At 49.6% G+C, this 26,624-nt stretch carries 28 protein-coding genes; 23 read left to right on the top strand and 5 right to left on the bottom strand.

The genetic code is table 11. The features are described 5' to 3' along the window. The 3 genes from VGS28_01205 to VGS28_01215 all read left to right on the top strand — a co-directional run. Positions 1-1,295 (top strand): ribonuclease J (locus VGS28_01205; protein ID HEV2412404.1); only part of this gene is annotated, 1,295 nt, incomplete at its 5' end. Between the two features lie 56 nt (positions 1,296-1,351). After that, positions 1,352-2,914, top strand: a complete 1,563-nt coding sequence (locus VGS28_01210; GenBank protein ID HEV2412405.1) for a CDP-alcohol phosphatidyltransferase family protein — start codon at positions 1,352-1,354, stop codon at positions 2,912-2,914. Between the two features lie 41 nt (positions 2,915-2,955). Further along, the gene (locus tag VGS28_01215) at positions 2,956-3,468 is read left to right on the top strand and encodes a GtrA family protein (protein HEV2412406.1); all 513 of its coding nucleotides are present in this window, start codon (positions 2,956-2,958) and stop codon (positions 3,466-3,468) included. On the opposite strand, the gene VGS28_01220 is transcribed toward VGS28_01215, so the two are convergent. After that, a complete protein-coding gene (locus VGS28_01220; protein ID HEV2412407.1) occupies positions 3,451-4,944 on the bottom strand; it encodes a hypothetical protein in 1,494 nt (497 codons plus the stop codon). The two genes, VGS28_01215 and VGS28_01220, sit on opposite strands and share 18 nt — an antisense overlap. A gap of 137 nt (positions 4,945-5,081) precedes the next feature. On the opposite strand from VGS28_01220, the gene VGS28_01225 reads away from it, so the two are divergent. The 5 genes from VGS28_01225 (at position 5,082) to efp (ending at position 9,057) form a co-directional block, all read left to right on the top strand. Next, positions 5,082-7,259 (top strand): DNA translocase FtsK 4TM domain-containing protein, encoded by a 2,178-nt coding sequence (locus VGS28_01225; GenBank protein ID HEV2412408.1) that lies wholly within the window; start codon positions 5,082-5,084, stop codon positions 7,257-7,259. Between the two features lie 157 nt (positions 7,260-7,416). Beyond that, positions 7,417-7,800 carry a 30S ribosomal protein S6 gene (gene rpsF, locus VGS28_01230; GenBank protein HEV2412409.1) on the top strand — a complete coding sequence of 128 codons (384 nt, stop codon included), beginning with the start codon at positions 7,417-7,419 and terminating at the stop codon, positions 7,798-7,800. Continuing rightward, positions 7,793-8,263, top strand: a complete 471-nt coding sequence (gene ssb / locus VGS28_01235) for a single-stranded DNA-binding protein (GenBank protein ID HEV2412410.1) — start codon at positions 7,793-7,795, stop codon at positions 8,261-8,263. Before rpsF ends, ssb begins: the two co-directional genes overlap by 8 nt. Before the next feature lie 20 nt (positions 8,264-8,283). After that, a complete protein-coding gene (gene rpsR / locus VGS28_01240) occupies positions 8,284-8,478 on the top strand; it encodes a 30S ribosomal protein S18 (GenBank protein ID HEV2412411.1) in 195 nt (64 codons plus the stop codon). 15 nt (positions 8,479-8,493) lie between these two features. Then, positions 8,494-9,057, top strand: a complete 564-nt coding sequence (gene efp, locus VGS28_01245) for an elongation factor P (protein HEV2412412.1) — start codon at positions 8,494-8,496, stop codon at positions 9,055-9,057. Here efp and ychF read toward each other — a convergent pair. Then, positions 9,054-10,127 carry a redox-regulated ATPase YchF gene (ychF, locus tag VGS28_01250; GenBank protein HEV2412413.1) on the bottom strand — a complete coding sequence of 358 codons (1,074 nt, stop codon included), beginning with the start codon at positions 10,125-10,127 and terminating at the stop codon, positions 9,054-9,056. The genes efp and ychF overlap by 4 nt on opposite strands. Positions 10,128-10,243: 116 nt before the next feature. Here ychF and VGS28_01255 point away from each other — a divergent pair, with 116 nt between their 5' ends. Together VGS28_01255 and VGS28_01260 are read left to right on the top strand one after the other, a co-directional pair. Next, on the top strand, positions 10,244-10,552 hold the full coding sequence (locus VGS28_01255; protein HEV2412414.1) for a hypothetical protein: 309 nt from the start codon (positions 10,244-10,246) through the stop codon (positions 10,550-10,552). 22 nt (positions 10,553-10,574) lie between these two features. Continuing rightward, complete coding sequence (locus VGS28_01260; GenBank protein HEV2412415.1) at positions 10,575-11,165, top strand: DNA-3-methyladenine glycosylase; 591 nt, start codon at positions 10,575-10,577, stop codon at positions 11,163-11,165. A 1-nt stretch (position 11,166) separates the two neighbouring features. Here the strand turns inward: VGS28_01260 and VGS28_01265 are convergent, their stop codons facing one another. Genes VGS28_01265 through VGS28_01275 form a run of 3 tightly spaced genes read right to left on the bottom strand, consistent with a single transcriptional unit; the run spans position 11,167 to position 13,115 of the window. Next, complete coding sequence (locus VGS28_01265) at positions 11,167-11,913, bottom strand: ABC transporter permease (GenBank protein HEV2412416.1); 747 nt, start codon at positions 11,911-11,913, stop codon at positions 11,167-11,169. Then, a complete protein-coding gene (locus tag VGS28_01270; GenBank protein ID HEV2412417.1) occupies positions 11,910-12,719 on the bottom strand; it encodes an ATP-binding cassette domain-containing protein in 810 nt (269 codons plus the stop codon). Before VGS28_01270 ends, VGS28_01265 begins: the two co-directional genes overlap by 4 nt. 33 nt (positions 12,720-12,752) lie before the next feature. After that, positions 12,753-13,115: a hypothetical protein gene (locus VGS28_01275; protein ID HEV2412418.1), complete on the bottom strand. Its 363-nt coding sequence runs from the start codon at positions 13,113-13,115 to the stop codon at positions 12,753-12,755. A gap of 124 nt (positions 13,116-13,239) precedes the next feature. Here VGS28_01275 and VGS28_01280 point away from each other — a divergent pair, with 124 nt between their 5' ends. The 13 genes from VGS28_01280 to VGS28_01340 all read left to right on the top strand — a co-directional run. Continuing rightward, positions 13,240-13,818: a tetratricopeptide repeat protein gene (locus VGS28_01280; GenBank protein HEV2412419.1), complete on the top strand. Its 579-nt coding sequence runs from the start codon at positions 13,240-13,242 to the stop codon at positions 13,816-13,818. After that, positions 13,815-15,731 carry a hypothetical protein gene (locus VGS28_01285; GenBank protein HEV2412420.1) on the top strand — a complete coding sequence of 639 codons (1,917 nt, stop codon included), beginning with the start codon at positions 13,815-13,817 and terminating at the stop codon, positions 15,729-15,731. Before VGS28_01280 ends, VGS28_01285 begins: the two co-directional genes overlap by 4 nt. Positions 15,732-15,811: 80 nt before the next feature. After that, complete coding sequence (locus VGS28_01290) at positions 15,812-16,393, top strand: hypothetical protein (GenBank protein ID HEV2412421.1); 582 nt, start codon at positions 15,812-15,814, stop codon at positions 16,391-16,393. After that, positions 16,390-18,414: a hypothetical protein gene (locus VGS28_01295; GenBank protein ID HEV2412422.1), complete on the top strand. Its 2,025-nt coding sequence runs from the start codon at positions 16,390-16,392 to the stop codon at positions 18,412-18,414. The genes VGS28_01290 and VGS28_01295 overlap by 4 nt, the downstream gene beginning before the upstream one ends. A gap of 64 nt (positions 18,415-18,478) precedes the next feature. Then, on the top strand, positions 18,479-19,522 hold the full coding sequence (gene pilM / locus VGS28_01300) for a type IV pilus assembly protein PilM (protein ID HEV2412423.1): 1,044 nt from the start codon (positions 18,479-18,481) through the stop codon (positions 19,520-19,522). Next, positions 19,515-20,201: a PilN domain-containing protein gene (locus VGS28_01305; GenBank protein HEV2412424.1), complete on the top strand. Its 687-nt coding sequence runs from the start codon at positions 19,515-19,517 to the stop codon at positions 20,199-20,201. Before pilM ends, VGS28_01305 begins: the two co-directional genes overlap by 8 nt. Next, positions 20,198-20,839, top strand: a complete 642-nt coding sequence (pilO, locus tag VGS28_01310; protein ID HEV2412425.1) for a type 4a pilus biogenesis protein PilO — start codon at positions 20,198-20,200, stop codon at positions 20,837-20,839. The genes VGS28_01305 and pilO overlap by 4 nt, the downstream gene beginning before the upstream one ends. Continuing rightward, the gene (locus tag VGS28_01315) at positions 20,840-21,082 is read left to right on the top strand and encodes a hypothetical protein (GenBank protein ID HEV2412426.1); all 243 of its coding nucleotides are present in this window, start codon (positions 20,840-20,842) and stop codon (positions 21,080-21,082) included. 15 nt (positions 21,083-21,097) lie between these two features. Then, positions 21,098-22,903 carry an ATPase, T2SS/T4P/T4SS family gene (locus tag VGS28_01320; GenBank protein ID HEV2412427.1) on the top strand — a complete coding sequence of 602 codons (1,806 nt, stop codon included), beginning with the start codon at positions 21,098-21,100 and terminating at the stop codon, positions 22,901-22,903. A gap of 19 nt (positions 22,904-22,922) precedes the next feature. Next, the gene (locus VGS28_01325; protein HEV2412428.1) at positions 22,923-23,990 is read left to right on the top strand and encodes a type IV pilus twitching motility protein PilT; all 1,068 of its coding nucleotides are present in this window, start codon (positions 22,923-22,925) and stop codon (positions 23,988-23,990) included. Positions 23,991-23,996: 6 nt separating this feature from the next. Next, a complete protein-coding gene (locus VGS28_01330; GenBank protein HEV2412429.1) occupies positions 23,997-25,217 on the top strand; it encodes a type II secretion system F family protein in 1,221 nt (406 codons plus the stop codon). A 100-nt stretch (positions 25,218-25,317) separates the two neighbouring features. Continuing rightward, the gene (locus tag VGS28_01335; GenBank protein HEV2412430.1) at positions 25,318-25,779 is read left to right on the top strand and encodes a type II secretion system protein; all 462 of its coding nucleotides are present in this window, start codon (positions 25,318-25,320) and stop codon (positions 25,777-25,779) included. An 80-nt stretch (positions 25,780-25,859) separates the two neighbouring features. Next, positions 25,860-26,624: prepilin peptidase (locus VGS28_01340; GenBank protein HEV2412431.1), on the top strand; the 765-nt coding region annotated here is incomplete at its 3' end.

The raw sequence follows: 26,624 nt of genomic DNA on the forward strand, positions 1-26,624 counted from the left end.
CAGTCGACGGCCGAAAGTTTGATCTTGAACGTCTGGAAGAGATTTCGACTAAAGAGGGAATACACCTCTTAATGAACGAGAGCACCAACTGTGAGTGGATGGGAACGGCTGTTCACGGCGAGCATGATATCGGCGATAGTATCGGTGACATCATGCAAAAGCACTCCAGTAGTCGTATCATTGTGTCAACGTTCTCCAGCCAGCTGCACCGGATGCAGGTCCTCATGGAACAGGCTCATAAAAACGGTCGCAAGGTCGCCTTTGCGGGTTACAGTATGATCCAAAATGTTGAAGTGGCCCTGCGTAGCAACACCATAAAAGTTCCTAAAGACGTCGTCATGAGGATGGAGGATATCGTCAGACTGCCAGATGGTAAGGTGACTATCATCTGTACTGGTTCTCAGGGTGAGCTCAATGCCGTTCTTAACCGAATGGCATCTGGTGCCCACAAATACATTAAGACGAAACCGTCAGATATTATCGTCTTCAGCTCCAACCCAATCCCCGGCAACGAGGTCAACGTTGTGCGGACTGTCGATGGGCTGATGCGCGAAGGTGCAGATGTCATCCAGAATATGATCCGCAATCTCGACGGCTGTGGTCCACTTCATATCTCCGGACATGCATACTACGACGATCACGTCGTTCTTATTAAGGCTCTCAAGCCCCATTTCTATATGCCGATTCACGGTGAGTTTCACATGCTGGTTCACAACGCCGAGCTGGCCGAGAAAGAGGCTGGTATCCCACATGACAACATCTTTGTCTGTGATGCAGGCGACGTCATTGAGTTGTCCTCAAAGACCGCAGCCAAAACTGGGCGTGTGCCAGTCGGTGGCATCATGTTTGATGACTCTGGAGAAGAGATATCGGAGGTCGTTCTTAAAGATCGTTTACACATGAGCACTGAAGGTATGTTCGTAGTTGTCCTGACAGTCAGCAAACAAACAGGCCGTCTCCTAACAAGCCCTGACATCATCAGCCGCGGCTTTATCTACTTGCGTGACAATGAAGAGCTGATGAACCAGATTCGCCAGTATCTGAAACAGAAGGCGGCGCGCAGTTTCGCCAACCGTAAAGTTGACCTGGATGATATCAAGCGCGAGATAAAGGATGATGTCACCCATATCCTCTACGACCAGACTCGTCGCACACCAATCGTCATCCCAGTTATCAACGAGATCAGCCGTCAGCAGCCAGCACAGCAAAACCAGCAGCCTCAGCAACAAGCTATGCGGACACAGGCAGGCAGGCCACTACAGCAGCCACCGGTTCATAGGCCCATATCCTACTAGAGCCAGCTCAAACGGCAGCTAGACAAGCTGCCGATGTTGAGTATCATACGAGTGGAATGTCTGCATCCAAGAGATCACCACATCAGTTCAAGAACGTGTTAGTGTTCTGCAATCCCACAAGCACGAATGCTCAAAAGGTACCCAGCCTAATAGATGAACTACACAGTGTGTACCCTTCAGTTTCGTTCGATATTATTCAAACAACTGCTGGTGGTCGTGAAGCCAACAAAGATCTTCTTGCAAAGTATATAGATAAGCTTGGACCACAGTCACTGCTCTGTGTAGCTGGCGGTGACGGCACAGTCAATGTGGCCGTTGACGCGTTACTGCTTGATGAGCGGTTCAAGGGGGCAGCCCGAAAGACCCCCATTCTACCACTGTGGGGAGGCAACGCCAACGATCTTGCAATCATGCTTAACGGGCTACTTCTCCGCACAAACTTAACGCAGGTTCTTCGGGAGGCATCCATCACTCCGATCTGGCCGATCGAATGTAGTGTCAAAAATAAGAATGGAATCCTCGATCAATATATAGCCGTCTGCTATGCCAGCTTCGGCGCAAGCGCATTCACGGCTCGCTGGCTCGACGAGCGTCGCGATCTGCTGGCTAGTTCGTCTCGCTCTTCCACATTGCGTCGTCTTATCCGGGAAGTACTTGCAGTCAAAGATGCACTTATTAGTGCTCCCAGCTTTGAGATACAAGAACGACATCTCCGCCGTTCGCTGTACGAACGAACGTTTATTAATGGGCCGCGCTTTGCCAAAGTCTGGGGTGTCACCGTCAAGCTGACCGATAGACACTTTTTTATGGTTACGGTTGAGCATAAGTCACTCACAGCGCTTCTTCAACAGATACGACAGCTATTCAATCGGCACAGAGCCGATCACTTCATACGACAGCGGGCCACCTTTCGGGCTCTCGAACAGATTTGGGCGCAGTTTGACGGCGAAACGATTCGTATAGCTGCAGACGCAGAGATAGATATTACTTTCACCAAAAACCCACTCTACACAGTCAATACCAAGCTAAGTCCAAATGCTGTACAGTCCACAGATTCTGGCGGGCTGAGCATGCAGGGGACCAAGTATCTCGTAGTTAATCTGATCACAACGTTACGAATGATCTGCGGACTTGCTGCGATCGGCCTTGGCATCAGCTCCCATTGGCTGGCAGTCTTGATCGTGGCCATGATTGCATTCGCTTCTGACGCCTTTGACGGCTGGCTGGCCAGATACTGGCATGTCGCAAGCGACGCTGGTTCTTTCATGGATCCGCTAGCCGATAAGGTCGTCTGCCAGGTACTCCTCTGGCTCTTGGCGTTCCACTTTAATAGTCCTATCTTCTTTGTAGTCGCCGCCCTCCTGCTTGCTTACGACGTAATAATGACATGGGCGCGGATCCGACCTGCCCGATCACGAACCGCTATACCGGCGAGCTGGTACGCAAAGGTTAAGACTGCTACAGAAATGATTGGCCTCTTGACTCTGCTACTAGCTATCGTTACAGCCACCTCTTCGTGGTCAACGATATATCGAGATATTGGGACCTTTATCATCGTATGTTCTGTTTTCTTGGCGGCTGTCTCACTGAGGTATTACGTCGGCGCCTGGAGGGAGTAGTGGGTAAGGACGTAAATTAGTAAGGTATACTGGAGCTGCACATGAGGCGGGTAAAAGAGATTATCGCATTTCGTTTCGTCAGGTTTTTATTGGTTGCAACAATAAATGCTGCCGTTAACTTCTCAATTCTCAACTACACCTTTTATGATCTGCATGAGTCAAAGCTGCTGGCAAGCATTATGGCCACGTCGTGCGTCGTAATACTTAGTTTCGTTCTTAATCGTAACTTCGTCTTTGTCGATAAAGAACGACCAGCTAGGAAACTAGCCCTCTTTATCACTGTTACCGTCAGCGGCATCTTAGTTATTCAAAACGTTGTCTATGTGGCGGCCGTAGCATTTCTTAGTCGTCATCATGTAGGCTTAACCAATACTGCAGACTCTTTGACGGGGCTGCGTCTGAGCGCAAGTGTGCTTGAGATTAATCTCGGTGGGATTGTCGCTTCGCTCATCTCAGCTGTCTGGAACTATAACGGCTATCGCATCTACGTCTTCAATGGAGAGCGTCGCGGCAACGAGATTCTTGAGAAGACGACTTCATTGGCTATTGATTGAGTGATTGACTCGTTGCCAGTTGTCTGCGACTGACTCAAAGTCGACCACCCAGCCGTTGCGGCGGATACTCTCATAGACCAAGGTCTCATACATCTTTCCTTTACCATCAAGTGTCTCGGGATATCCTCTATCTCGTATGATAACCGAACTCCAGCTGCTTAGCGCTGTCTCAACGTGATGAGCGTACAGTGGCTGATGAGTCTGTTGGTAGAGGTTGGTTTCTAGGGTGATGTAGAGATCTCCCCAGTAGCTCCAGATAGCAGTAGTGCCGTAACTGCCGGCAAAGAATCGGACAAAGAAGTCTTCGGTGACGTGGTCGGCTGTATAGCGGATAGGCAGTGGCTCGGCAAGGTGTTTGTCGTCTATATATTTGGATATAGCAATGAGTTTGGCTCGATCAGTCTGGTTTGCAGGGTCAAGAAAACCAAGCGGCAGAGTGATTAGCCAGTCCGAGGAATAAGAGTGCTGATGGCCAGGAGTGAGGTCATCAATAAAGTGCCCCTGGCTGTTGTCCCAATAGCGATTGATGATAGTCTGACGAAGTGAAGCGAGGCCAGCTGGTGTGGCATGGTAGAAACCGAGGTTAGTGCCAAGTTGTTCGGTCTTCCAAAGAATGACGTTATCGTAAAAACTGCTCTCCCGGAACGCGGCATCCCGGGCTCCTGAGAGGTGAATGTTACTCCTGACGAGGCCTGTCTGCGGGTTGCGGACAGTCAACAGATAGTTTTGGAGGGAGGCCTCGATGCCAGAGCCGTACTGGTGTTGGAGTTGAAAAGCGACTTGCCGTGTTGCGGGGATGCTTTCCAGTTTGGTTAGCAGGGCGAAGATACTGAACATACTGTCTGAGGGGTAGTTCCAGAAGTTGAAGGCCAAAGCTCGTCGGGGAGTGATCGGCAGTAGAGTGGTGACGGGATGATGTAGCTGTTGCATTGAGCTAAGAGCGTAAGCCAGCGACTGAACGGCGATTCGCTCTCGATTGTGCAAGTCGGTCGTATTGATAGCTGTCTGTGGGTCGAGCAGGTCCTGGTAGAAGATACTCATATTACGGATATAGAGGCCACCAAACTGGTCCCCGGATATAATGTAGGGTTTGTTTGGGTTGAAACGAAGCTTGTAAATGTTATCCACGATTGACTGCTCGCTTCCTGCCGGCATCTTGGGGCTTGAGAGGCGATCCCATACGACTGTGACGGCCTGTTCGTAGTAACCAACGGCGCTAGCTAGCCAACCGCTGTAAAAGTGGGGAGTATAACGAGTCGTAAGGACCACCTTGCCGTTCGAGAAGTGGGTTGTGAAAGGAGCCTGGACAAACGTATCGCTGCTGTATGGATTGGCCGAGATGCAGTAGATGGCGGATGAGACTATGAGAATCAGAACTGTCGCAATGGCCCAGAGCCACTTCTTGCGAAACCAGGGCTTGACTCGTGAGCCGATACGCCGTAGCTTCTCGGCAATTGTATTAACTTTCAGGGGCATAATCACCTCAAAGCATAGCACTTCACTCGCCATGGCTAAAGGGCGGGGACTACTACTTGACTTTATATAATGCTTGTGTTTTAATTATGTTCGATAACGTTGCTATATTACTCTCAAGTGAGATAATAATAAGAGTCATGGCAAAAAAGAAAAAGCGAATATCCAAAGCAGCCAAGAAGAAGCAGATGGCCGAAAGAAGTCTACCTGAGGGGTTCTGGCCACAAGTCTGGGCGGTCTGTATTGCCGTTGTAGCGATACTGTTGGTTCTGGCCCTCTTCGGGATTGGTGGACCGCTACCACATGTCATTCTTAAGGCTAGCAAGTGGGCGGTCGGTTTTGTAACTTATCTTCTCCCAATCATTCTCCTCTACTTTGTGGTCGAGACATTTAGGGCCGAAAATAACAGACTACCGCTAGCAATGAAGTTAGCAGCGTTTGTCTTCGCCGCCGCTATTGCTGGTGCTGGTGGGCTGCTTAGCTCTACACAATCTCTTAGCCTCGCCGAAAACGGCCAGAATGGAGGAGTTGTTGGTTTTGGTATCGACCACTTTATGCTGATGTTTCTCGACACCACCGCCAGCCTGATTGTCCTAGTCGTCCTTGCCCTCGTGGCCGGCCTATATGTTGTCCAGCTTCACCCGAAGCATATCGTTCAAGTCATCGCCAAGCTGTTCTCCCGTGAAGGAGCTGGTGAAGATAACAAGGCCGTCGCAGAGAAGATCGGTACCTTTAAGATCGACGACAGTTCGATCGGCGAGAAAGGCTTCAAACTCAATGAGGGCGTACCGGCTGAGATCAGCTCTGGTAAAGGTCGTCTTAGTAGTTTTCGCAATAGCATTGATCCGAACCAAGCCGATGAGCAGTCGGCACTTACGACCTCCTCAGACCCTGAGTGGGTGACCCCAAGTCTCGATCTACTGGAAAAGAAGCAACAGCCTGCAGATGCCGGTGATGTTAAGGGCAATGCGCAGGTAATAAAGGACACGCTTGCTGAGTTCAGTATTGATGTGGAGATGGAGGGTGCCAACATTGGGCCCAAAGTCACCCAGTATACACTTAAGCCACCGGCAGGCGTCAAACTGACGCGCATCACTGCCCTGGAGACAAACCTAGCCCTAAATCTAGCTGCCCAAGCCATCCGTATTGAGGCTCCGATTCCGGGTCAACGGGCAGTTGGTATAGAAGTGCCAAACCGACGTGCAGCCGACGTTCGGCTTCACGGCATTTTAGAAAGTAAGAACTGGCAGAGTTTGAACTCACCACTGAGCTTTGCGGTTGGGCGGGATATTGCCGGTACTGCAGTCGTCAGTGAACTTGATAAGATGCCTCATCTCATGATCGCCGGTCAGACCGGGTCTGGTAAGTCAGTCATGATTAACACGCTTCTAATGAGTTTGCTGTACCACAACACGCCGGCTGACATGAAGCTCATCTTGGTTGACCCGAAGCAGGTCGAACTAACTCCCTACAATGACATTCCATATCTACTGACACCTGTTATCACTGCCCCCGAGAAGTGTATTAGCGCGCTCAAATGGGCGGTGAATGAAATGGATCGACGCTACAACTTATTGGCTGAGTCTGGTCAGCGCAATATTGATGGCTATAACAGGCTAGATAACAGAGAAGAAGGCAAGATGCCATACATCATCATTGTCATTGACGAGTTGGCAGACCTTATGATGTTGGCTGCCCGGGATGTTGAAGCCCTGATCGTCCGCTTAGCCCAGAAGGCACGAGCTGTCGGTATCCACCTCGTTCTCGCCACTCAGCGTCCTAGTGTCGATGTCATCACGGGCCTTATCAAGGCTAATATCCCGGCTAGGATTGCTTTCACCGTTGCCAGCCAAGTTGACTCACGTACTATCCTTGATCAAGCCGGCGCGGAAAAACTGCTTGGTGAAGGGGATATGTTGATGCTGACTCCTCAAATGAACAAGCCAAAGCGTATTCAGGGAGCCTACATCACTGAAGGTGAAGTCATGAAAGTAACCGATTATCTTCGCAAACAGCGAGCACCAGAATACGATCCGGAGATCATTGCCCAGCAAGTTCAGCTTAGCGGTAAAGGTGGGATTGTCATGGACATGGGTGGTGCCGATGACGATATGTATAAAGATGCAGTCCACGTTGTCACTGAGAGTGGCAAGGCTAGCGCCAGCCTCTTACAAAGACGGCTTCGCGTTGGGTACGCCCGAGCTGCGCGGCTGATTGAGATGATGGAGGAGCAAGGGATCGTCGGTCCAGCCGATGGGGCTCGGCCTCGTGACGTTCTAATTGGCAGTGCGGACGAAGTCTTTGGTGGCGAAGAGTAGCTAAGGTTAGGCAACCGTGACATGAAATATATTTATGTCAATGCACGTGCTTGACGTATACGCTTTTTGTACGGTAGAATAACAGAGGTAAATATTAACTCGACTTAGTGTGTCGACTAAGTAACTACCAAACTGGTAGTTTCCATGGGAGTAAAACGTGAAAGAGTACGAACTAACCGTTCTTCTACATCCAGATCTTGAGATCGATCTCGAGAAACCACTGGGTAAAATCAAGAAACTTATTAAAGATAGTGGCGGCACTATCTCGAAAGAGGACAACTGGGGCAAGCGCCGGCTGGCATACTCGATTAAGAAAGAGAGCTTTGCTGTCTACGTCTATTTTGAACTTCAACTGCCACCTGAGGGTGTGAAGAAGGTCAATGATACCCTTAATATCACCGACGAAGTGCTGCGCTTCTTGCTCGTTAAGGCCGATCTAAAAGCTCGCTTGGCAGCGGAAGAGCGTGAGAAGGAAGAGGCAGCAGCAGAAAAAGAGGCTAGCAGTAGCAGTAAAGAAGAGGAGGGCGAAAAAGATGTCTAAGAGTATCAATCAGGTAATTCTAATGGGGAACCTGACCCGTGATCCAGAACTACGGACCACCCCAAGCGGGCAGAGTGTCTGCAGCTTCTCACTTGCTGTCAATCGTAGCTGGCAGGGTGCCGATGGTACTCAGCAGGATGCTGTAGATTTCTTTGACGTAACGGCCTGGGGCAAGTTGGGAGAACTGGTCGACCAGTATCTTCGTAAGGGCCGTAAGTGTCTCGTTATGGGCCGACTGAGCCAGCGAAGCTGGGAGCAGGATGGCCAGAAGCGAAACAAGGTTGAGGTAGTCGCTAATGACGTAACCTTCCTTGACGGTGGCGGAGGGCGAGACAATACTTCGAGTGATGATACTCCAGCACCGAGTGGCAAGAGCTCTCCAAAGAAAGATGATTCCTCCGATGATGACGTCTCGATCGAAGACGTTGACGAAAAAATTGATTTAAGCGAAATCCCGTTCTAATCTCTTAAGGAGTACAAGATATGCATCGAAGATACAAGATGGACAAAGACCTCTTCTTTGATTACAAGGATGCCAAGAGCCTACAGCGTTTCATGAACGCCTACGGGCAGATCGAGCCAAGCTCAAAGACAGGTCTAAGCGCTAAGCAACAACGGCGCCTGGCCGTAGCCATTAAGCGAGCACGTCACCTGGCTTTGCTGCCGTTTGTCGTCTAAGTAGGCCCTCGTCTCATGTTTGGTGTAACCGATCTCAAAAAAGGTACTCTCGTTGAACTTGAGGGAACCCCATATAAAATAGTTGACTACGCTCAGAAGCAGCTCGGTAGGGGCGGGTCTATCGTTAATGTGAAGCTCAAGAGTCTGACTGACGGTCGGGTACTGGACCGTACTTTTAAGGGTGCTGAAAAGATCCAGCCGGCACACGTTGAAAACCGAACTGCTCAGTATCTCTACAACGACGGCACGACGTTCTTCTTCATGGATCCGTCGACATTCGAGCAGCATGAGATTAATAAAGAGATTGTGGGCGACGGGAAGTCGTACCTTGTTGAAGGAAGCGATGTCGCGCTGCAGTTATTCAATGGCCAAGTTATAAACGTCGAGCTTCCAAAGAATGTTAATCTCAAAGTAACCTATGCCGAACACGCTGTTAAGGGTGATACCAGTAGTAGTGTTCAGAAGAATGCCACAGTTGAAACCGGCCTGACGATAAAAGTTCCAATCTTTGTGAATGTTGGTGATCTGATCAGCGTTGATACCGCAAGTGGCGCGTACCGCGAGCGGGTTAAGAATTAGACATTAAATCTAAACTCAACAATATCATCGGGCTGCATGACGTAATCCCTGCCTTCGGTACGCATCTTGCCGGCCGCCTTTACGGCCGGTTCTGAACCAAGTGAGATAAGGTCATGGTAGTTCATAACTTGAGCTGCGATAAAACCTCGCTCGAAGTCAGTGTGTATGACACCAGCGGCTTGAGGAGCAGTAGCGCCTTTCTTTATGGTCCATGCTCGAGTCTCGTCAGGCCCGGAGGTCAGGTAGCTCTGTAGGCCGAGCTCGTCGTAGGCCGCACGGACCAGCTGCGAAAGGCCCGACTCATGTTGGCCGTAGGTTTCTAAAAGCTCCTTGGCCTCTGATTGATCAAGTGAACGGACCTCATCCTCCAGTTTGGCGGATATGAAAACGGCCTTGTTGGGCGCGACAAGCTGGCTGAGCTGCTGTTTCTTTGGCTCATTCGTTAGCCCATCTTCGCTGATATTGAATACATATATAAACGGTTTATTGGTGAGGAGATGTGCGTCAGCGAGTTGACCGAAGATCTCGGTTGTACTGAGTAGCTTGCCTTCTTCAAGGTAGGCCTTGGCTTGCTCGGTCATCTTTAAGACCGGCATTAGCTTTGGATCAAGACGGGCCTGCTTGGAAAGCGAGCTGTGCAGTCTGTTTTCGGTTGTCTGTAGGTCAGCCAGTATCAGCTCAGTATTAATGAGTTCGATATCAGCTTTGGGGTCGATCTTGTTATCGACGTGGGTAACGTTACCATCCTCAAACGCCCGCACTACTTGGCAGATAACCTGGCACTCGCGTATATGCGACAGAAACTGGTTGCCGAGTCCTTCACCTTTGCTCGCACCCCTTACGAGGCCGGCGATGTCGACGAAGGTGACTGTTGCAGGGATCACTTTCTTGCTGGAGTAGAGAGTGGCCAATTTTTCTAAGCGCTCATCAGGAACTGGAACGATACCAGTGTTTGGCTCTATGGTCGCAAAAGGGTAGTTGGCGGCCAGGATATTATTATTGGTCAGCGCGTTAAAAAGCGTCGATTTGCCGACGTTTGGGAGTCCGACGATTCCAACGGAGATACTCATATTCAGCTCTGCTCTGTAGCCTGCGTGAGTGCTGGCTTAACGAATTGATTATAACAGAGAAGATCGTCGTATTCGTAGTTGTAATATTCAGCTAAAAATGTTATAATATAGCAACTATGAACGATGCCGAGTTCGCACAAAAAGTACCAGAAGCGATGGCAAACATACATTCACGGGGTGAACATGGGACTCCGGGTATGACTGCGCTGGAGATCTCGAATGAGGTACACGGAAAGGAACGAGGTCGTGTCATACGACCACCCCAGCTCCAGTTGGTACTTGGTGTTCTTGCCTCGACTGGTCAGCTCCAGGCAATTGATCGAAGTGGCAGGCGCCGTCCTGTAGATGTCAGTACGCCAGGGAATCGCGGTACGCTTTACCAGCTTACTGCCGATCCGCGTAGGGTAAGGATACCCATCAGATAATCGGTCACCTATAATCATCTATATGGTGAGGTCTACTAATAACCGACACTCTTGGTCACTTCTAAGTGGCTCTGCACATGAGGTAGCACCAAGACTTCTCGGCTCTATTTTGGAGAGAACCGTCGACGGTAAGATAGTCCAAGTCCGCATCGTTGAGACTGAGGCATATGATCAGTCTGACGCAGCCAGCCATAGCTATAAAGGCCGTACTGCTCGAACGGAGATCATGTTTGGTGAGCCAGGTTATCTATATGTCTATTTTACCTATGGTATGCATTACTGCTGCAACATCGTTGTCAGCAAGCCAGGTTATGGCGCGGCGGTGTTGTTAAGGGCTGCCGAGCCAATCGAAGGAACAGACACGATAAGTGGCTTCAGGGTGGGAAAGAGCGGAGTGGAGTTAACTAACGGCCCGGCCAAACTTTGCCAAGCGCTGGCTATCGACAAGAGCCTAAATGGCCATGACCTTCGCCGAGGACCACTAAAGCTTATTCTTCAACCTCCGCTTCGCCACAACCAAATTACCCAAACTACGCGAGTTGGTATCAGTCACGCCAAAGACGTTCCGTGGCGATTCTATATTAATGGCAACCCGTATGTCTCTAAACCTTAAATCAGACTTGGATTCGCCGGAAACAGAGTGTCCCGAAACTGACCAAGATAACGACGGTCAAACCAAGCACTAGGAAGTCTTTCTCTATCCCGAAGTGGGACTGATGAATAAGCACATCCCGCATTGCATCGACGGCATAGGAAAGGGGATTAAATTCAGCGATGATACGAAGAACTCGCGGTGCCCCAGCAAGGGGGAAGAAGGCGCCCGATAGAAAGTAGAGCGGGAGAATGATGAAGTTGTTTATTGATTGAAAGGCAGGGAAGTTGTCGATGATAGAACCGAGGCCGGCGCCAAGAGCCGTAATCGCGATAGCCATGGTGGCCATAATAAGAAAAGCGACCGGGACCAGCGCCCAGTTATAAGGTCGGAAGCCGATGAAAAGAGCAATCACGAGAACTAGGGTGCCTTGGAGCATCGAGATGGTTGCGCCACCGAGGACGCTACCAAGTAGGACATGAAGACGACCAACGGGAGCAACCAAGGCTTCCTTAAGGAAGCCAAAGAGTCGGTCAAAAACAACATTGATACCCCAGAAGATGGATGAAAAAAGGATTGTCTGAATAACGACACCTGGCACCAGAAAATCGATATAGTTACCTTCGCCGGCCCGCTTGTAGATCGCGCCAATACCATAGCCGAGAGCGAGCAGGAAGAGAAGAGGTTGACCGATGGCGCCGATAATTCTTGAATGTGAGCTCCGGTACTTTTTGATCTGCCGTAACCAGAGTATAAATATGACTCTCACTGCCGCCTCCTTGCCCCCACACGTGCTCGGAAACTATCACTGGCACTCACTGTCTCGTCGCGAATAGCAGTACCGGTCAGTTTGAGGTAGGCGTTCTCGAGTGAAGTAGTGTGAGTCTGTTTACAAAGTTCCTTGGTCGAACCAAGAGCAACGATCTTGCCGTGATCGATAATGGCGATTCTCTCGGCCACCACCTCAGCCTCCTCGAGATAATGTGTTGTGAAGAAGATGGTCATGCCAGTCTCTTTGTTGAGTTTTTCAACATAACTCCAAAGTAGCCGTCGGGTTTGAGTATCGAGCCCGAGCGTTGGTTCGTCAAGGAAGAGGATCTTAGGCTGATGAAGGAGCCCACGAGCTATTTCGAGGCGTCGCTTCATGCCACCTGAAAAAGTCTTAACTTGACTTGCCTGCCTCTCCTTTAAGTCCACGAGCTCAAGCAGCTCCTCGATTCGTGGCCGAATTTTACGGCGTGACATCCCATAGAGGACTGCATGAAACTCCATGTTCTCATAGGCGGTTAGATCATCATCAAGGCTTGGGTCTTGGAAGACAACACCGAAAGATCGCCTCGCACCTATTTGGTCGCTAATCACGTTATGACCAGCCAGCTCGAGTTCCCCAGAAGTTGGCCGGAGAAGGGTAGTTAACATCTTGATTGTCGTACTCTTGCCGGCGCCGTTAGGGCCGAGGAAGGCAAAGATCTGACCCGTTGGGATGGTTAAGTTAATATGATCAACGGCGATGACTTCGTCGAAGTTTTTAACGACATCTTTAAGAATGATGGCCGGCTGTCTTTCTGAACTCATGGTCTCCTGGCTGTGGTGCGTCTGATCAGTATTTTAAGTGTTATTTACTTGAACAGGTCCAACGTTGACTATTTGGTTAGTCGAACCTCTATAGATTATGGCGATTTTCTCGCTGGTGTAGATGAGGACGTAGTCACCGTTCTGGGCGTCCTTGAAGAACGACTGACCAGCTAACTTGCTGATGTCCTTGATCTGAGCAACAGTAGGTTGGCCTGAAGGAAGTTGATAGAGCCGACTAACCTCCTGGATAACTTTTTGGCTGTTTGCCTTGGCTTGCTGCTGAGGCGAAGCTTGCAGGTGATGATATTGCATAAAGAAGTAAACACCTGAAATGAGCAGTATGACGGCCAAAACGCCGCCGCCGATGAGCATATACCTGTGTTTTTCGCTCAGCATAGATCTCCTCTCAACATAACCCGTAAGCACTATGGTAGTCTAACGGGACTTGGCTTGTCAATTTTCAGATAGGTATCTCAATAAATAGAGATCATAAAGCTTATCTTTTTGTTATACTACTCTCATGAGTGGCGAGGAGAAATCTGCTGAGCCTGACAATGGCCTGGTCGCCAAAAAGTCACCGTGGTGGTTCGGGCTTCGGTCGCCCTGGCTTTACTTAATGGTTGTGGTCATCCTCGTCGTGATCGGTGTTGGACTGATTATCTACACAAAACATCAGGACAATAACAACCCAAAAGTCCAAGCCTTGCCGTTTAACGTTGTTATGCAACAGAGCCAGTCACTAACAAATATCTCGCAATATGCTGCCGCTGAAACTCTTCTGCGCAACTACCTCAATACGGACCCATCGCAGAATAACAAGCGAGATGCGTATGTACAGCTAGCGACTATCTATACCAACGCTTCGGACTATCGGACGGCTATTAGCTACTATCAGCAAGCAAACTCGATAGACAAGACACCACATCTAGATACAACTGAGGGCCTAGCTTATGCCTACCAGCAGATGGGAGATAAGACCCAGAGTATCCACTACTACAAGCAGGCTATCTCAATTCTTCAAGGCATGCATAATCCATATCTGCAGTCCGTTGTCCAGAATATGCAGTACCAGCTAAGCCAGTTACAAGGGGGTGCATGAAGAAATTTCTAACACATGCTGGCGTATTCGCTGTTGCTGTTTGTGGTTTCATTTTTATTATGGCTTCTCCGGCACACGCCAGTCAGACATGTCCAGGTGGTAACGTTGGGGGTGTTGCCGAATGCCATGGTTACTTTACGAACCGGGACTTGGAGCAGGGTGGAACGGTCTGTTGTTCCAACGTTATTGATAACGGAGGAGCTGGTTTAACCGCAGTTGATAACTTAACCAAGTTCGAGAACACCGAAAGCAACCTTCTCAACGGCGGCAACCAGCAGGATAGCGAAGGAGCAGCCTTTCATATCGATATGATGCTTGGTAAAGACTTTGACGATGCAGGGCTCGGCGACGTTAACCGAGGAGTAAACTACGCCAAAGCAAACTTTGGGACATGGAAGGCTCTTGTTGAGAACTACTGCACTTCATCAGTTGTCAACAATCGATGCACCGGTGTTGGTGGGCGAAAGGCCGACTTTAAACAACTTAAGACGTTCAGGGTACCCTTCGTTAACTCGCTCTATTCAAACTGGGTCTATGGTGATGACGCCTTCTTTACCCAAACGAATAGCACCGGTGGTGATATGACAGTCGATACCATTGTCTTTACCAACCCAGATGGCTCGACGTTTGATATTAAGAAAGAGTGTGGCAACCTGCTTGGGGATCTAAGTCCACTTTCGATGCAGAACCCGGCGGATTATAAGGCCTCAAGTACCGTAAACCCGAATCAGATTGCACTAGGCCAGACGGCCACTTTCGATAACTATATAACTGTATCGAACTACGCCGGGCCTGATAATGTGGGTTGGCAGATGCAGCGGACCGTCAATGGTAATCCGGTCGGCGGACCCACAACCGGCACGCTTGCTACCACTGGTAACGGACTCAAACGCGTGTTGCAAGATACCTATACCGATGTCAACGATCCTCCCGGGACGGTCGTTTGCGACAACTTCAGCATAGATAACCCGCCTCCAGATAGTCAGGTGCCAGTCAGAAACTCCCAGGCATGCGTTACAGTGCTGGCCCAGCCCTACTTAACAGTGACTGGTGACGACGTCTGGGCAGGTAGCGACTTCAACTATGCCGGAGTTGCCAATCCGTGTTCGACGGTGCGCAATTCAAATATTAAGACTTGGGTAAGCCCATCGGGCTATGGCTCGTTTGGTCAGTATGCAGTTATGGCTCTTGGCACCATCACTGGCATGGGTTCTAATGGATCACCCGGCAATGCTGGTAATACCGGTCTGACGTTTGCTAATACTCCATCCAATGGTAGGCTTGGTGATTCGACTCGGTGTGTACCCGACTACTACAACGCGGTTGGCACAGGCGGCACACCACTGGGAGGTGCGGTTGATCCAGATACACTCACCTCCAAGCTCTACTATCGCAATGGAAATCTCACGATCAATGGCGGCGGGGCGACCGGAAAAGTCGGCGGGGGAGTTCATGCAGCGATAGTTGTCAATGGAACCGTTACTATAAAAGGAGACGTGACCTATCCCGGGACGTATAGTTCACTAAATGATATCCCTTCGCTTTGGGTGATTGCCAACGGTAATATCAATATCCAAGAGAACGTCGGCACCATTACGGGCTTCTATGTTGCTGAGGGCAAAAACGCCGGTCCAGTTAGCGGGGTAGTCCAGACATGCGTAAAGACGGGCAGCAACACCACGTATAACCCGTTAACGACTGCCGTCTGCAACTCAACCTTGACGGTTAATGGCGCCTTGCTTGCAAAGCAAGTCTACTGGCAGAGGACGAACGGCACTGTTGCTGCCGGCCAACCGCCAGCTGAGCAGATACAATTCTCTCCAGAACTATATCTCGAGAGCCCACTTATGAATACCTCTCCACCGGGAGGACTCTCGACGAACGAATTTACTCAGTTGCCACCTGTTTACTGAGTTGCTCAGCCCACAATCTGCAGCTCGGTTAATAGTTATACCTGTTCTCATCACGCTTATCTTTTTGCTATACTACCTTCATGGATGGCGATGAGAAGCCTGCTAAGCTGGAAGGTGCTGCTGTCACTAAAGGGACGCCGTGGTGGTTTGGTTTTCAGACGCACTGGCTTTACGTTGTTATCGCTGTAGTTCTGATTGGTGGTGGGATTGGTCTGATCGTATGGGAGCACCACCGTAATAACGAACTACCTGGTCCAGCCGCAGTCACTTTGGCCGATACGGATCTTATTAATAAGGAAGCGAATGCTGCCGTTGCAAATGGTGACATTAGTGAGGCATTGAATATCTACAATCAAAATATACCCAATGCTGCCAATAAAACTGTTCAAGGTGAGCTCAATGGCGAGGCTGCAAGTATCGCCTATGATGCTAACCAGTATCAAACAGCTCTCAAGTATGCGCTTGTCTGGGACGCCGATCTCCCGACTGCTGACACAAGCTCGATGGTCGCTCAGATATACCAACAGCTTGGCAATAAGACGCAGGCCATCAGCTACTACCAGAAAGCAGCCCGAGAAGTTCCTGCGCACCCGATTTCGGGTTATACGGGTTCGTACTATCAAGGTATCGCCCAGCAACTCGGTGGGGGTGGTGTTCAGTGAACGCAATGGAGCTGGCTAAAAGGCTACTAAGGCATCGAAGCTTTAAGGTCGGTCTTTTTATCTTTGCAGTCGTGCTCAGTTCGTTTACTTTTGCGCCCCATCACGCCAGCGCATTGACGGTCAAGACACCGGGTAGGGAGTGGAACGTCGGCTGGTTCCACGGCTACTTCAATAATGAGCTTGAATACTGTGGTAGTGGTAACGGCAACTGCGGCAGTAATGGGCCAGGCCCGTACTGTAACTTTCAAGCCTGCGGTGGCGGAAGCGATGTTAATGACGTGCTTCCACATGACTACAGCTGTGGTGCCAATCCCAATCAGGCAATTCCAGTGCAATGTGTTGCCGGCAGCGGGAGCGACAATACGCGTGTCCATAGCCTTATAAGTTTCTTGCAGGGTGAGAATGGCTCAGGCAACCCGCGACGGCATACTGGATCTGGCTTTATCTATAACGGCTTGGTAGGCAATAAAGCGAGAGACCCTAAAAATAGGGGAGTCAGCGGAGGGCAGTGGAGCGGGCTTGAGACGCTTATAGATGCTGAGCTAGCTGACGGGCAGATCAGTATCAGCTGGGATATGAGCGTTACGACGTGGTATAACACATATTCAAGCTGGCTACCGGATGGCAACGCCGATGTGACCTACTACTGTGGAGTCAGCCAATGCGGTGGCGGTGGCGGTGGGCAGACTGGCGAGGCCATTGTCTTCTTCGATCATGGCAACAACCCACTGTTTGTGCTCTTCAGATCATGTGCTAACCCGGGTGGAGAGATGAACGGGCTACCGCCACTCAATAATCCAGCCAGCTACGCGGCCTCCTCAACAGTCGACACCAGTACCCTAACTCTGGGCCAGACGGCCACCTTCAAGAACTATATAGATGTTTCAGACTACTCCTCACCTGATAATGTTGGCTGGCAGGTGCAGCGGACTGTAAATGGTAGTCCCGTGGGAGGCCCTACGACTGGCACACTTGCTACTAGCGGGAATGGTCTAAAAAAAGTCGAAACGGATACCTACACAGATGTTAGTGATCCTCCCGGGACGGTCGTCTGTGACGACTTTAGTATCGATAACCCGCCTCCCGATAGTGAGGTCACGACAAGAAACTCAAGTGCCTGTACGACCGTCTTAGCGCAGCCGTATCTAACGGTGAGCGGTAATGATGTGTGGGCCGGAAGCGACTTCAACTATGCCGGAGTTGCCAACCCGTGTTCAACCGTACGGAACTCTAACATAAAGACATGGGTGAGTGCGTCAGGCTACGGCTCGTTTGGCCAGTACGCCGTTATGGCTCGCGGTACTATTACCGGAATGGGCTCGAATGGCTCTTCTGGCAACGCAAACAATACTGGCTTCACATTCGCCAATACTCCCGTGAATGGAAAGCTGGGCGACTCGACTCGATGTGTACCCGACTATTACAACGCGGTCGGTACGGGCGGAACCGGGCTTGGTGGCTCCGTCGACCCGGATACGCTCACCTCTAAGATCTATTATCGTAACGGCAACCTTACTATTAACGGTGGTGGAGCTACAGGACAAGTCGGCGGGGGAGTTCATGCAGCGATAGTTGTCAACGGAACAGTCACAATTAAAGGAGACGTGACCTATCCAGGTACTTACAGTTCTCAAACGGATATACCGTCTCTATGGGTAATTGCCAATGGCAATATCAATATCCAGGATAACGTGGGTACCATTACTGGCTTCTACGTCGCCGAAGGTAAAAACGCAGGCCCAACCAGCGGGGTAGTCCAGACATGCGTAAAACCAGGCAGCACTACTACTTACAACCCACTTACAACAGGCGTCTGCAATACGACTTTGACGGTTAAAGGAGCACTTCTCGCCAAACAGGTCTATTGGCAGAGAACGAACGGCACCGTTGCTGCCGGTCAACCTCCTGCAGAACAGATACAGTTCTCGCCTGAGCTCTTCCTGGAAAGCCCGTTGATGAATACGAGCCCGCCTGGTGGTCTATCGACCAACCAATTTACACAACTCCCACCCGTCTACTAACCTTACGTTTATCAGATAACTATTCTTAACAAACTAATTTTGCTTATGGTAGAATGCAGAGAGTATGAATATATTTAACGCGGTGGGCGACTTCTTTGCGCTTGACATTGGCGCAACTTCACTCCGGGTGGTGCAACTAAAGAGAGCAGGACACTCGTGGTCGCTTGTCCGCTACGGTCTAGCGCCGATTGATGTCAAACTTGCTATGAGCGATGCCACTGAAGACCAGCGCAAGGTAGGTGACGCGATTATTGCACTTGTTACGCAGGTTGGTCTGACTACAAACAATGTGGTGGCAGGCATACCTTCTAACAAGATGTTCGCAACGGTTGTTGATTTACCACATCTATCAAAGGCCGAACTTGCTAGTACAATTAAGTACCAAGAAGATCAATATATCCCCATACCTATTGGCGAAGCCAAAGTCGATTGGGCGGTACTCGGTACCTCTCCGCGCGATCCGCAAAAAGACGAGGTCTTACTTGCGGGTGTCACCAATAAGTTCAGCGAACAGCGTCTTGATATGCTCGAAAGCCTCGGACTTAACGTTGTCGCCATCGAGCCGGACGCCTTAGCTCTCTCTCGTGCGCTGATCCCGCTTGGCAATAACGATCCAATGATCATTCTCGATCTTGGTGACTATGCAACCGATCTGGTAGTAGTTGTCGGTGGCGCACCGCGGCTGATTCGTTCAATCCCAGTCGGCAGTAAGTCGTTTATAAAGGCAGCCGTTCAGACTCTCAGTATCGATGAGAATCAGGCGCAACAGTTTATCTACAAGTTTGGTCTACATCAGGACAAGCTTGAAGGACAGATTTACCGCGCACTTGAATCTACTGTCGACCAGCTTTATGCCGAGTTTGAGAAGTCGGTCAAGTTCTACCAGACACGTTACCCCAGCAGCCCGCTTAAGAACGCTATTCTATCTGGTGCGGCCGCCGTTATCCCAGGGTTCGGTGATCACATTACGCATAAGTCTGGTATGCCAGTGGTAATTGGGAACGCCTGGCAGAATGTGAGCTATCCGGGCAATATGCATGAAGATCTTATGAAGCTGGCAAGTACTTTCTCGGTAGCGGTCGGTTTAGCGGAGAGAAATCATGGTTGAGCTGAACTTACTGCCAGACGTAAAACGAGAGTATATTGAGACGCAACATCTCAAGCGCAACATAATAGCTCTCTCGATTCTTGCCATCCTTATCTCTATTGCTGTCGTAGTTCTCATGGCTTTCTATGTCAACGTTGTTCAGTCGATTGCTCAAACGAATGTTAAAAACGACATCACGAAGAGCACGACTCAGCTGCACGCTATTCCGCAGCTTTCTAAAATTCTCACTGTGCAAGATGCACTTAGTACGCTGCCAACACTCAAGAGCCAGCAAGTAATCAATTCACGTCTATTCGCTTATCTAACTGATCTCGTCCCTACAACCGTAGCTTTGAATAAGCTCGATATCGAACAGTCGGCCACTTCTATTGAATTTGACGGTGTCTCCCAGGACTACACATCACTAAATGTCTTTGCCGATGACTTAAAAGATGCACAGTTGACCTATGGCCCTTCAAACAATCGCCAAACTATCCAGCCGTTTAGCAAGGTTGTCATAACGAGTGCAGACCAGTCAAACAATACGACGACTCCCGGAGTTAGCTTCCAGATAACGATGAACTTTAACTCGGTCATCTTCGCCCAAACAACTACTAGCCCGACGATAAATATTCCGAATATTAATCCGAACCAACAATTTGCCCAATCGGGTCAGATCTTTGGGGGTAATGGTCAATGAAACAACCAGTCACAGGCAAAGCTCTAAATTTGGGAAAGAGGCAGAAGATTGAGAAAGCCAACAATGCTATCTTGGTGATTGTTGCCGTAGCTGCGGTTTTTGTCTCCATGGCCCTTGTAACATGCAACTTCCTCTGGAAACAGATACAGCATAACGATCGTGTCTACAAGAAAGAGAAGAGTGTCAGTAATCTCCTTAAGGAAAACGTTACAAGCGCTCAGAACTTATCTGCTCAATACCAACTGATTAACTCATCAAGTAGTGTCGCAAACGCCCAGACGATACTTGATGCTCTTCCGCCTACCTATGACAACCCTGATCTACTAGCTTCAATCCAGACAGTTGTTGAGCAGAGTGGGCTAAGTCTTGTCTCTTTGACGTCAACCGACCTCAATGGCCAAGTCTCAGACATGTCTGCTACTCCTGCACCTGTTCAGATTCCATTCTCGCTTCAGGTCTCGGGGACATACCAGCAGGTCAATACGCTCGTCACTAACTTGGAAAACACTATCCGGCCTATGGACGTCGAGGCGATAGTGCTCTCGGGCACCGATAGTAGTATGACTGCGACACTCACCGTCAACACCTATTACCAACCAGTAAAGTCACTCAACGTGTCAACGCAGGAGGTTAAATAGATGAAAAAGAATGACATCGCAGTTATAATCCTCATTGTCTCTATAAGCCTTGTCGTCTCATTCTTTGTTGGCAAATCACTTCTTGGCAGTCCAGCAAATAAACCAGTTGCTGTTGAGGTCGTTCAGCCGATTAGCGGAACGTTCACAACTCCAAGCACAGCCATCTTTAATAGCCAGGCAATCAATCCAACTCCAGCCATATCGATTGGTAACTCTAACCAGCAACAGCCCTTTGGCCAGTAGCCTGAGAGGTAGATCTTGAGTGTTATCTTCGATGACGATCACCAGAAGAAGTTTGAACAGGTACTTCTGACCGAGAAGCTCTTTTCGAGTACAAAACTTAAAGAATATAAGGAGGCTGCCAGCCAAGCTGAGACGCCTTTTATAAGCTACCTTGTTTCGAACAAGCTCATTAGTGATGAGAACCTAACGCAGATACTAGCCAAGATCGCGGGTGTGCCGTATGTTAACCTAACCGGCGTCTATGTTAACCAACAGATCTTGGAATTGCTGTCCAAAGATATTGCCGAACACTTTATGGCTGTGCCGCTCAGCGAGCTGCAAAATCGTCTAGCTGTTGCTATGCTCGATGCGACCAACGTTCAAGCAGTTGACTATCTTGCCAACAAAATAGGGAAGCCTCTCAAGGTCTACATGGCCTCAGAGAGCGGTATCCGGCGTATTCTCGACCAGTATGGGACAAATCTTCAGGAGGGGGTCAGTGCTGCCATCTCATCAGTCGATCAACAGCAGCAACAAGACAAGGCCGATAAAGAGAAGGAAAAAAAGAAGAGCACCAACCAGGACATCAAAACGATTGTCCAAGACTCTCCGATCAGTCGAGCGCTGAGTACCATACTTGAGTATGCGGCCAAGGCTCGTGCCTCGGATATCCACATTGAACCACTCGAAGATGGTCTGAAAATTAGGGCTCGTGTCGACGGTGTCTTACGCGAGATTATGAAACTTCCGAAGTCAATTGAGCCGGCTCTCGTCTCAAGAATCAAGATTCTTGCCAATCTCAAAATTGACGAGCATCGTATTCCTCAGGACGGTCAGTTTACTGTCCGGGTTGCTGAGAGAGAGATTGACCTTCGTATCGCTATCTCGCCGGTAGTTTGGGGTGAGCAGGTTGTTATTCGTCTTCTAGATAAGTCGAGTTCGACTTTCAGGCTAGAAGACATGGGGTATACAGGGCGTGCTTTGAGGGTTATCCGAGAGGGCATTAAGAAGCCAAACGGCATGATCTTGACAAGTGGTCCAACGGGCTCGGGCAAGAGCACCTCGCTCTACGCTCTGATTGAAGAGATCAAGAGTGATGCCATTAACATTGTTACACTTGAAGACCCTGTTGAGTATAAGATTGATGGGGTAAACCAGATCCAGGTAAATCCCGAAGTGGGTCTCACTTTTGCAACTGGGCTACGATCCATCCTTCGGCAAGACCCCGACGTAGTGCTCGTAGGCGAGATTCGTGATTCAGAGACGGCAAATTTGGCCGTCCAGGCTGCTCTGACGGGTCATCTTGTCTTTTCGACCCTGCACACTAACTCGGCCGCTGGGGTTCTGCCACGCCTCCTCGATATGGGTATCGAACCATTCTTAATTGCCTCAACGGTTGTTACGGTGATCGGACAGCGTCTTGTCAGACGGATTGCCCCCGATAACAGGATGGCGGTCCAATCGACCAGTATAGAGACAGAGTCAATCCATGAAACTTTAGGCAGATTGCTACCACAAACAAAAGCTGACGTTGCGGCTATGGCGGCTGATTTAGGCTATAAAGACTTGCCCCTTGCAACCCAAACAGCTTATACTTTGGTAAAGGGCCAGGACACCCCTCAAGCCCCAGACGGCTATTTAGGCCGTGTCGGTCTCTATGAGGTTATGGAGATCACAGAGGGAATACAGCAGATGATCATAGAGCACAGAACAAGCTCTGAGATCCAAAATAGGGCAATCACGGATGGGATGATCACGATGCGTCAAGACGGTTACCTCAAAGCACTGATGGGTATCACTACACTTGAAGAGGTAAATCGTGTCGCAGCTAACAGCGCATGATGCATGAAAGGATGTGGGCGTGAAACAAGAGGTTAGGATCGAACTATTACTAGAGGAGGTCATTCGACGCAAGGCGTCGGATCTTCATGTCCAAATAGGTCTGCCTCCTATGCTTCGTGTTGATGGTCGTCTTACTCCTATTACTGAGTACGATCCGCTTAACGAAGAGTCGATTGAACGGCTCATCTTCTCGATTCTTGATGATGACCAGAAGCAGATTCTTCTAAAGGATAAAGAGTTTGACTTCTCGTTTGCCTTCGGCGACTTGGCCCGATTCCGTGTCAACGCATTCCACGAGCGAGGTAACTTAGCGGCCGCCCTGCGGCTTATCCCTAACGAAATTAAAACTGTCGAAGAACTTGGTCTCCCGGGCATTGTTAACAACTTTACGAACTACCCACGTGGACTAGTCCTTGTCACTGGACCGACAGGTTCTGGTAAATCAACAACTCTAGCAGCGTTAATCGATCGTATCAACAGCGAGCGAGCGGACCACATCATCACAATTGAGGACCCGATCGAGTTCACCCATAAGTCAAAGAGATCGGTTATCGTTCAGCGAGAGGTTCACTATGACACCTACTCATTCTCAGCGGCCCTTCGCTCGAGCCTGCGTGAGGATCCAGACGTTGTCCTGATAGGTGAGATGAGGGATCTTGAAACGATCTCAGCTGCTATCACAATTGCCGAAACCGGCCACTTGGTCTTTGCTACTCTGCACACTAACTCGGCCGCTCAGTCGATTGATCGAATGATCGACGTCTTTCCACCTCACCAACAGCCCCAAATCCGCTCACAGCTTGCAAACATTCTAATGGCTATCTGTTCTCAGCGCCTCATCCCAGCTATTGGCGGTGGGCGTGTTGCCGGAGCCGAGATCTTAGTGGCAACACCAGCTGTGCGTAACATTATCCGCGAGGGCAAGGCTCATCAGCTAGATGCAGTCATCCAGACAGGCGGGCAGCTGGGTATGCAGTCGATGGATAAGACACTAGTCGGGATGATACAGGCTGGAACAATCACTTATGACGAGGCTCGTAACTATGCGGTTGATTTAGACGAGTTTGAGCGAATGATGAGGGGCTAATCCCAAATGCTTGTATTTGAGTACACTGCCAAAGACAGTAACAGCAACAAAGAAGTTAAATCCCAGGTTCAAGCTGAATCAGAGGTGGCGGCCGCTAGACTCCTGATGCGTCAGGGTATCATTCCGATCAAGATACATATGAAGGATGACGACTCGGATGCCCTCTTTAGCTTTATGAAGAAACGAGTCAAGACCAAAGACAGGATCATTATGACTCGACAGCTCTCGACGCTTATCAATGCTGGCCTACCGTTAACCCAGAGCTTACGCACGGTTGCTGCTCAGACAGACAGCAAACCACTCGTTATAGTTATCAACGACATTCTCTCCTCGGTTGAAGGTGGGAGTAGCCTCTCGGCCGCTTTAGCGAAACATCCCAATGTCTTTAACGAAGTCTACATTGCGCTTGTGTCTGCTGGCGAGACGTCTGGTACCCTTGACCAAGCTCTTGAGCGTATAGCCAACCAACAAGAAAAGGATGCGGAGATGCTCTCGAAAGTGAGGGGAGCTATGATCTATCCAGCCATCGTCTTGGTTGTCATTGGCTTTGTCATTGCTTTCATGCTTATTGAAGTCCTACCCCAAGTTAAAGGCCTCTATAAAAGCTTGGGTCTTCAGCTACCATTTCTAACTGCCATGATGCTTAGTATCGCTAACGCTGCCAAAAAGTTCTGGTGGCTTGTGATCCTTCTTATCGTAGCCTTAGTCTACTTCTTGAGACGATATTCCAAGACCGTCAACGGGCGAGCTGCTATCGATACACTTAAGATGCGTGCACCTGCGTTCGGCCCCCTTTTCATGAAGCTTTACATGGCTCGTTTCTGTCGGACTGGTGAGACATTGATGGCGACTGGAGTCCCCATGCTTGAGATGCTTCGTATTTCTGGCAAGGCGGTGGCAAATGTGCAGATTGAGAGATCCATCATGCGTGCTTCAGAGAAAGTGAAGGGTGGTAAAACCCTGTCCGAGGCAATCAAGAACGACGACAACTTCTTACCCCTTGTCCCTCAGATGATTAGCATCGGCGAACAGTCGGGTGCTATCGACAAGATGATGGGGAAGGCGGCAACTTTCTATGAGAACGAACTAGACAATGCAATCAAGTCTATCTCAACAATTATCGAGCCTGCGCTGATGGTCGTGCTAGCTGTCGTTGCTGGTCTCTTAGTTGGTGCCATCCTACTGCCGATCTACGGCCTCGTCGGCCAGAACCTGAATCTCGGATAAGTCTTGCAATATGGAATCTGTTAATATAATGTGGTACTGTTGAACATAAGCGTGTTAAAATTAAACAAATTAAACGAGCTATAAATAAGGAAGGGTGGTTATGAGTAAACTCAATCAGCAGAAAGGATTCACCATCATCGAGGTTGTCCTCGTGCTGGCAATTGCAGGATTAATATTCCTGATCGTCTTTCTTGCCTTGCCGGATCTTGAGCGGGCACGACGAAATACACAACGTAAGAGCGACCTAGGGCACATCGTATCTGCCCTCCAGAGTTATGCATCTAACAATGCTGGAGCATTCCCAACAGCGGCTAACTTCCAGGCATTCCTAAACCAGTATGAGCCCAACATGGCTGACCCGAGCACTAACGTCCAGTATGTCTACACCGCTGCTACGGTAGCACAGCTTGGTAACCCTGCTAAGTTTGCTCATGGCGATGTCGACTACTTCCCAGGCGATGTCTGTACCGCTGGTAGCCCAGCCGGAGGTGATGCCACACAAGTGGCGGTCGTTATGGCCCTCGAACCGGATGGCACTTTCGTCTGTCAATCCAACCAGTAGAAACATAGTTTGACTGGATAAAGTAATAACCCGCGTGAAAGCGCGGGTTATTGTATGTTTCCTGTTACTATAAGATGGTTATGGTAACAGCGCTCTTATTCGTCGTCGGACTTGCTTTCGGCAGTTTCGCAGGGGCCGTCGTCTGGCGCCTTCACGAAGGACGCAACTTTGTAACTGAACGTTCAGAATGCGAAAACTGCCACCACCATCTCAGTGTGGGCGATCTGGTCCCTGTTATTAGCTGGGTGGCGCTCCGGGGAAAGTGTCGGTACTGTCATCACAAGATCTCAGTCGAGCTGCCACTAGTTGAGCTACTAACGGGCTGTCTGTTTGCGCTGTCTTGGATTTATTGGCCGGGCACCCGAAGTGGGGGAGCTTTTATCGTCGACTTCGTATTTTGGTTAGTATTCCTTGTTGGAGCCTTAATATTAACGATCTATGACTTCAAATGGAAGCTACTGCCTGACAAGATCGTCTTTCCGCTTATCGCTCTCGCTCTCATTTATAGATTGCAGGCGTACTTTTTCTTTCATGGTGGGTTTGGCTCTCTTGAGAGTGCCTCATTCGGGGTCGTTATTATGAGTGGTTTCTTTGGGTTGCTTTATCTTCTGTCTCGAGGGAAGTGGATAGGGTTGGGAGATGTTAAACTGGGTGTTTTCTTGGGTCTTGTTCTTGGTGCAGGCTATGGCTTTGTCGCCCTGGTAATGTCGTACTATATCGGCGCTTTAGCGGTAACACCACTTCTCATTTCCCGTCGTCTCAAGACAAGAAGTGTCGTTGCTTTTGGGCCGTACCTACTCATCTCATTCGTAATAACGTTTTTGTTCGGGCACCATATTACGAAT

Source organism: Candidatus Saccharimonadales bacterium (genome assembly GCA_035945435.1).
GTDB lineage: Bacteria > Patescibacteriota > Saccharimonadia > Saccharimonadales > DASZAF01 > DASZAF01.

What these genes read in the sequence shown, in the direction of transcription:
- VGS28_01335 (HEV2412430.1), top strand. Translation starts at nt 25,318, where the DNA reads ATGAGTAAACTCAATCAGCAGAAAGGATTCACCATCATCGAGGTTGTC.
- VGS28_01225 (HEV2412408.1), top strand. Translation starts at nt 5,082, where the DNA reads ATGGCAAAAAAGAAAAAGCGAATATCCAAAGCAGCCAAGAAGAAGCAG.
- pilM (HEV2412423.1), top strand. Translation starts at nt 18,479, where the DNA reads ATGAATATATTTAACGCGGTGGGCGACTTCTTTGCGCTTGACATTGGC.
- VGS28_01305 (HEV2412424.1), top strand. Translation starts at nt 19,515, where the DNA reads ATGGTTGAGCTGAACTTACTGCCAGACGTAAAACGAGAGTATATTGAG.
- VGS28_01330 (HEV2412429.1), top strand. Translation starts at nt 23,997, where the DNA reads ATGCTTGTATTTGAGTACACTGCCAAAGACAGTAACAGCAACAAAGAA.
- VGS28_01285 (HEV2412420.1), top strand. Translation starts at nt 13,815, where the DNA reads ATGAAGAAATTTCTAACACATGCTGGCGTATTCGCTGTTGCTGTTTGT.
- efp (HEV2412412.1), top strand. Translation starts at nt 8,494, where the DNA reads ATGTTTGGTGTAACCGATCTCAAAAAAGGTACTCTCGTTGAACTTGAG.
- ssb (HEV2412410.1), top strand. Translation starts at nt 7,793, where the DNA reads ATGTCTAAGAGTATCAATCAGGTAATTCTAATGGGGAACCTGACCCGT.
- VGS28_01220 (HEV2412407.1), bottom strand. Translation starts at nt 4,944, where the DNA reads ATGCCCCTGAAAGTTAATACAATTGCCGAGAAGCTACGGCGTATCGGC.
- VGS28_01215 (HEV2412406.1), top strand. Translation starts at nt 2,956, where the DNA reads ATGAGGCGGGTAAAAGAGATTATCGCATTTCGTTTCGTCAGGTTTTTA.
- VGS28_01290 (HEV2412421.1), top strand. Translation starts at nt 15,812, where the DNA reads ATGGATGGCGATGAGAAGCCTGCTAAGCTGGAAGGTGCTGCTGTCACT.
- VGS28_01210 (HEV2412405.1), top strand. Translation starts at nt 1,352, where the DNA reads ATGTCTGCATCCAAGAGATCACCACATCAGTTCAAGAACGTGTTAGTG.
- VGS28_01260 (HEV2412415.1), top strand. Translation starts at nt 10,575, where the DNA reads ATGGTGAGGTCTACTAATAACCGACACTCTTGGTCACTTCTAAGTGGC.
- VGS28_01275 (HEV2412418.1), bottom strand. Translation starts at nt 13,115, where the DNA reads ATGCTGAGCGAAAAACACAGGTATATGCTCATCGGCGGCGGCGTTTTG.
- VGS28_01280 (HEV2412419.1), top strand. Translation starts at nt 13,240, where the DNA reads ATGAGTGGCGAGGAGAAATCTGCTGAGCCTGACAATGGCCTGGTCGCC.
- VGS28_01255 (HEV2412414.1), top strand. Translation starts at nt 10,244, where the DNA reads ATGAACGATGCCGAGTTCGCACAAAAAGTACCAGAAGCGATGGCAAAC.
- VGS28_01270 (HEV2412417.1), bottom strand. Translation starts at nt 12,719, where the DNA reads ATGAGTTCAGAAAGACAGCCGGCCATCATTCTTAAAGATGTCGTTAAA.
- VGS28_01315 (HEV2412426.1), top strand. Translation starts at nt 20,840, where the DNA reads ATGAAAAAGAATGACATCGCAGTTATAATCCTCATTGTCTCTATAAGC.
- pilO (HEV2412425.1), top strand. Translation starts at nt 20,198, where the DNA reads ATGAAACAACCAGTCACAGGCAAAGCTCTAAATTTGGGAAAGAGGCAG.
- rpsR (HEV2412411.1), top strand. Translation starts at nt 8,284, where the DNA reads ATGCATCGAAGATACAAGATGGACAAAGACCTCTTCTTTGATTACAAG.
- ychF (HEV2412413.1), bottom strand. Translation starts at nt 10,127, where the DNA reads ATGAGTATCTCCGTTGGAATCGTCGGACTCCCAAACGTCGGCAAATCG.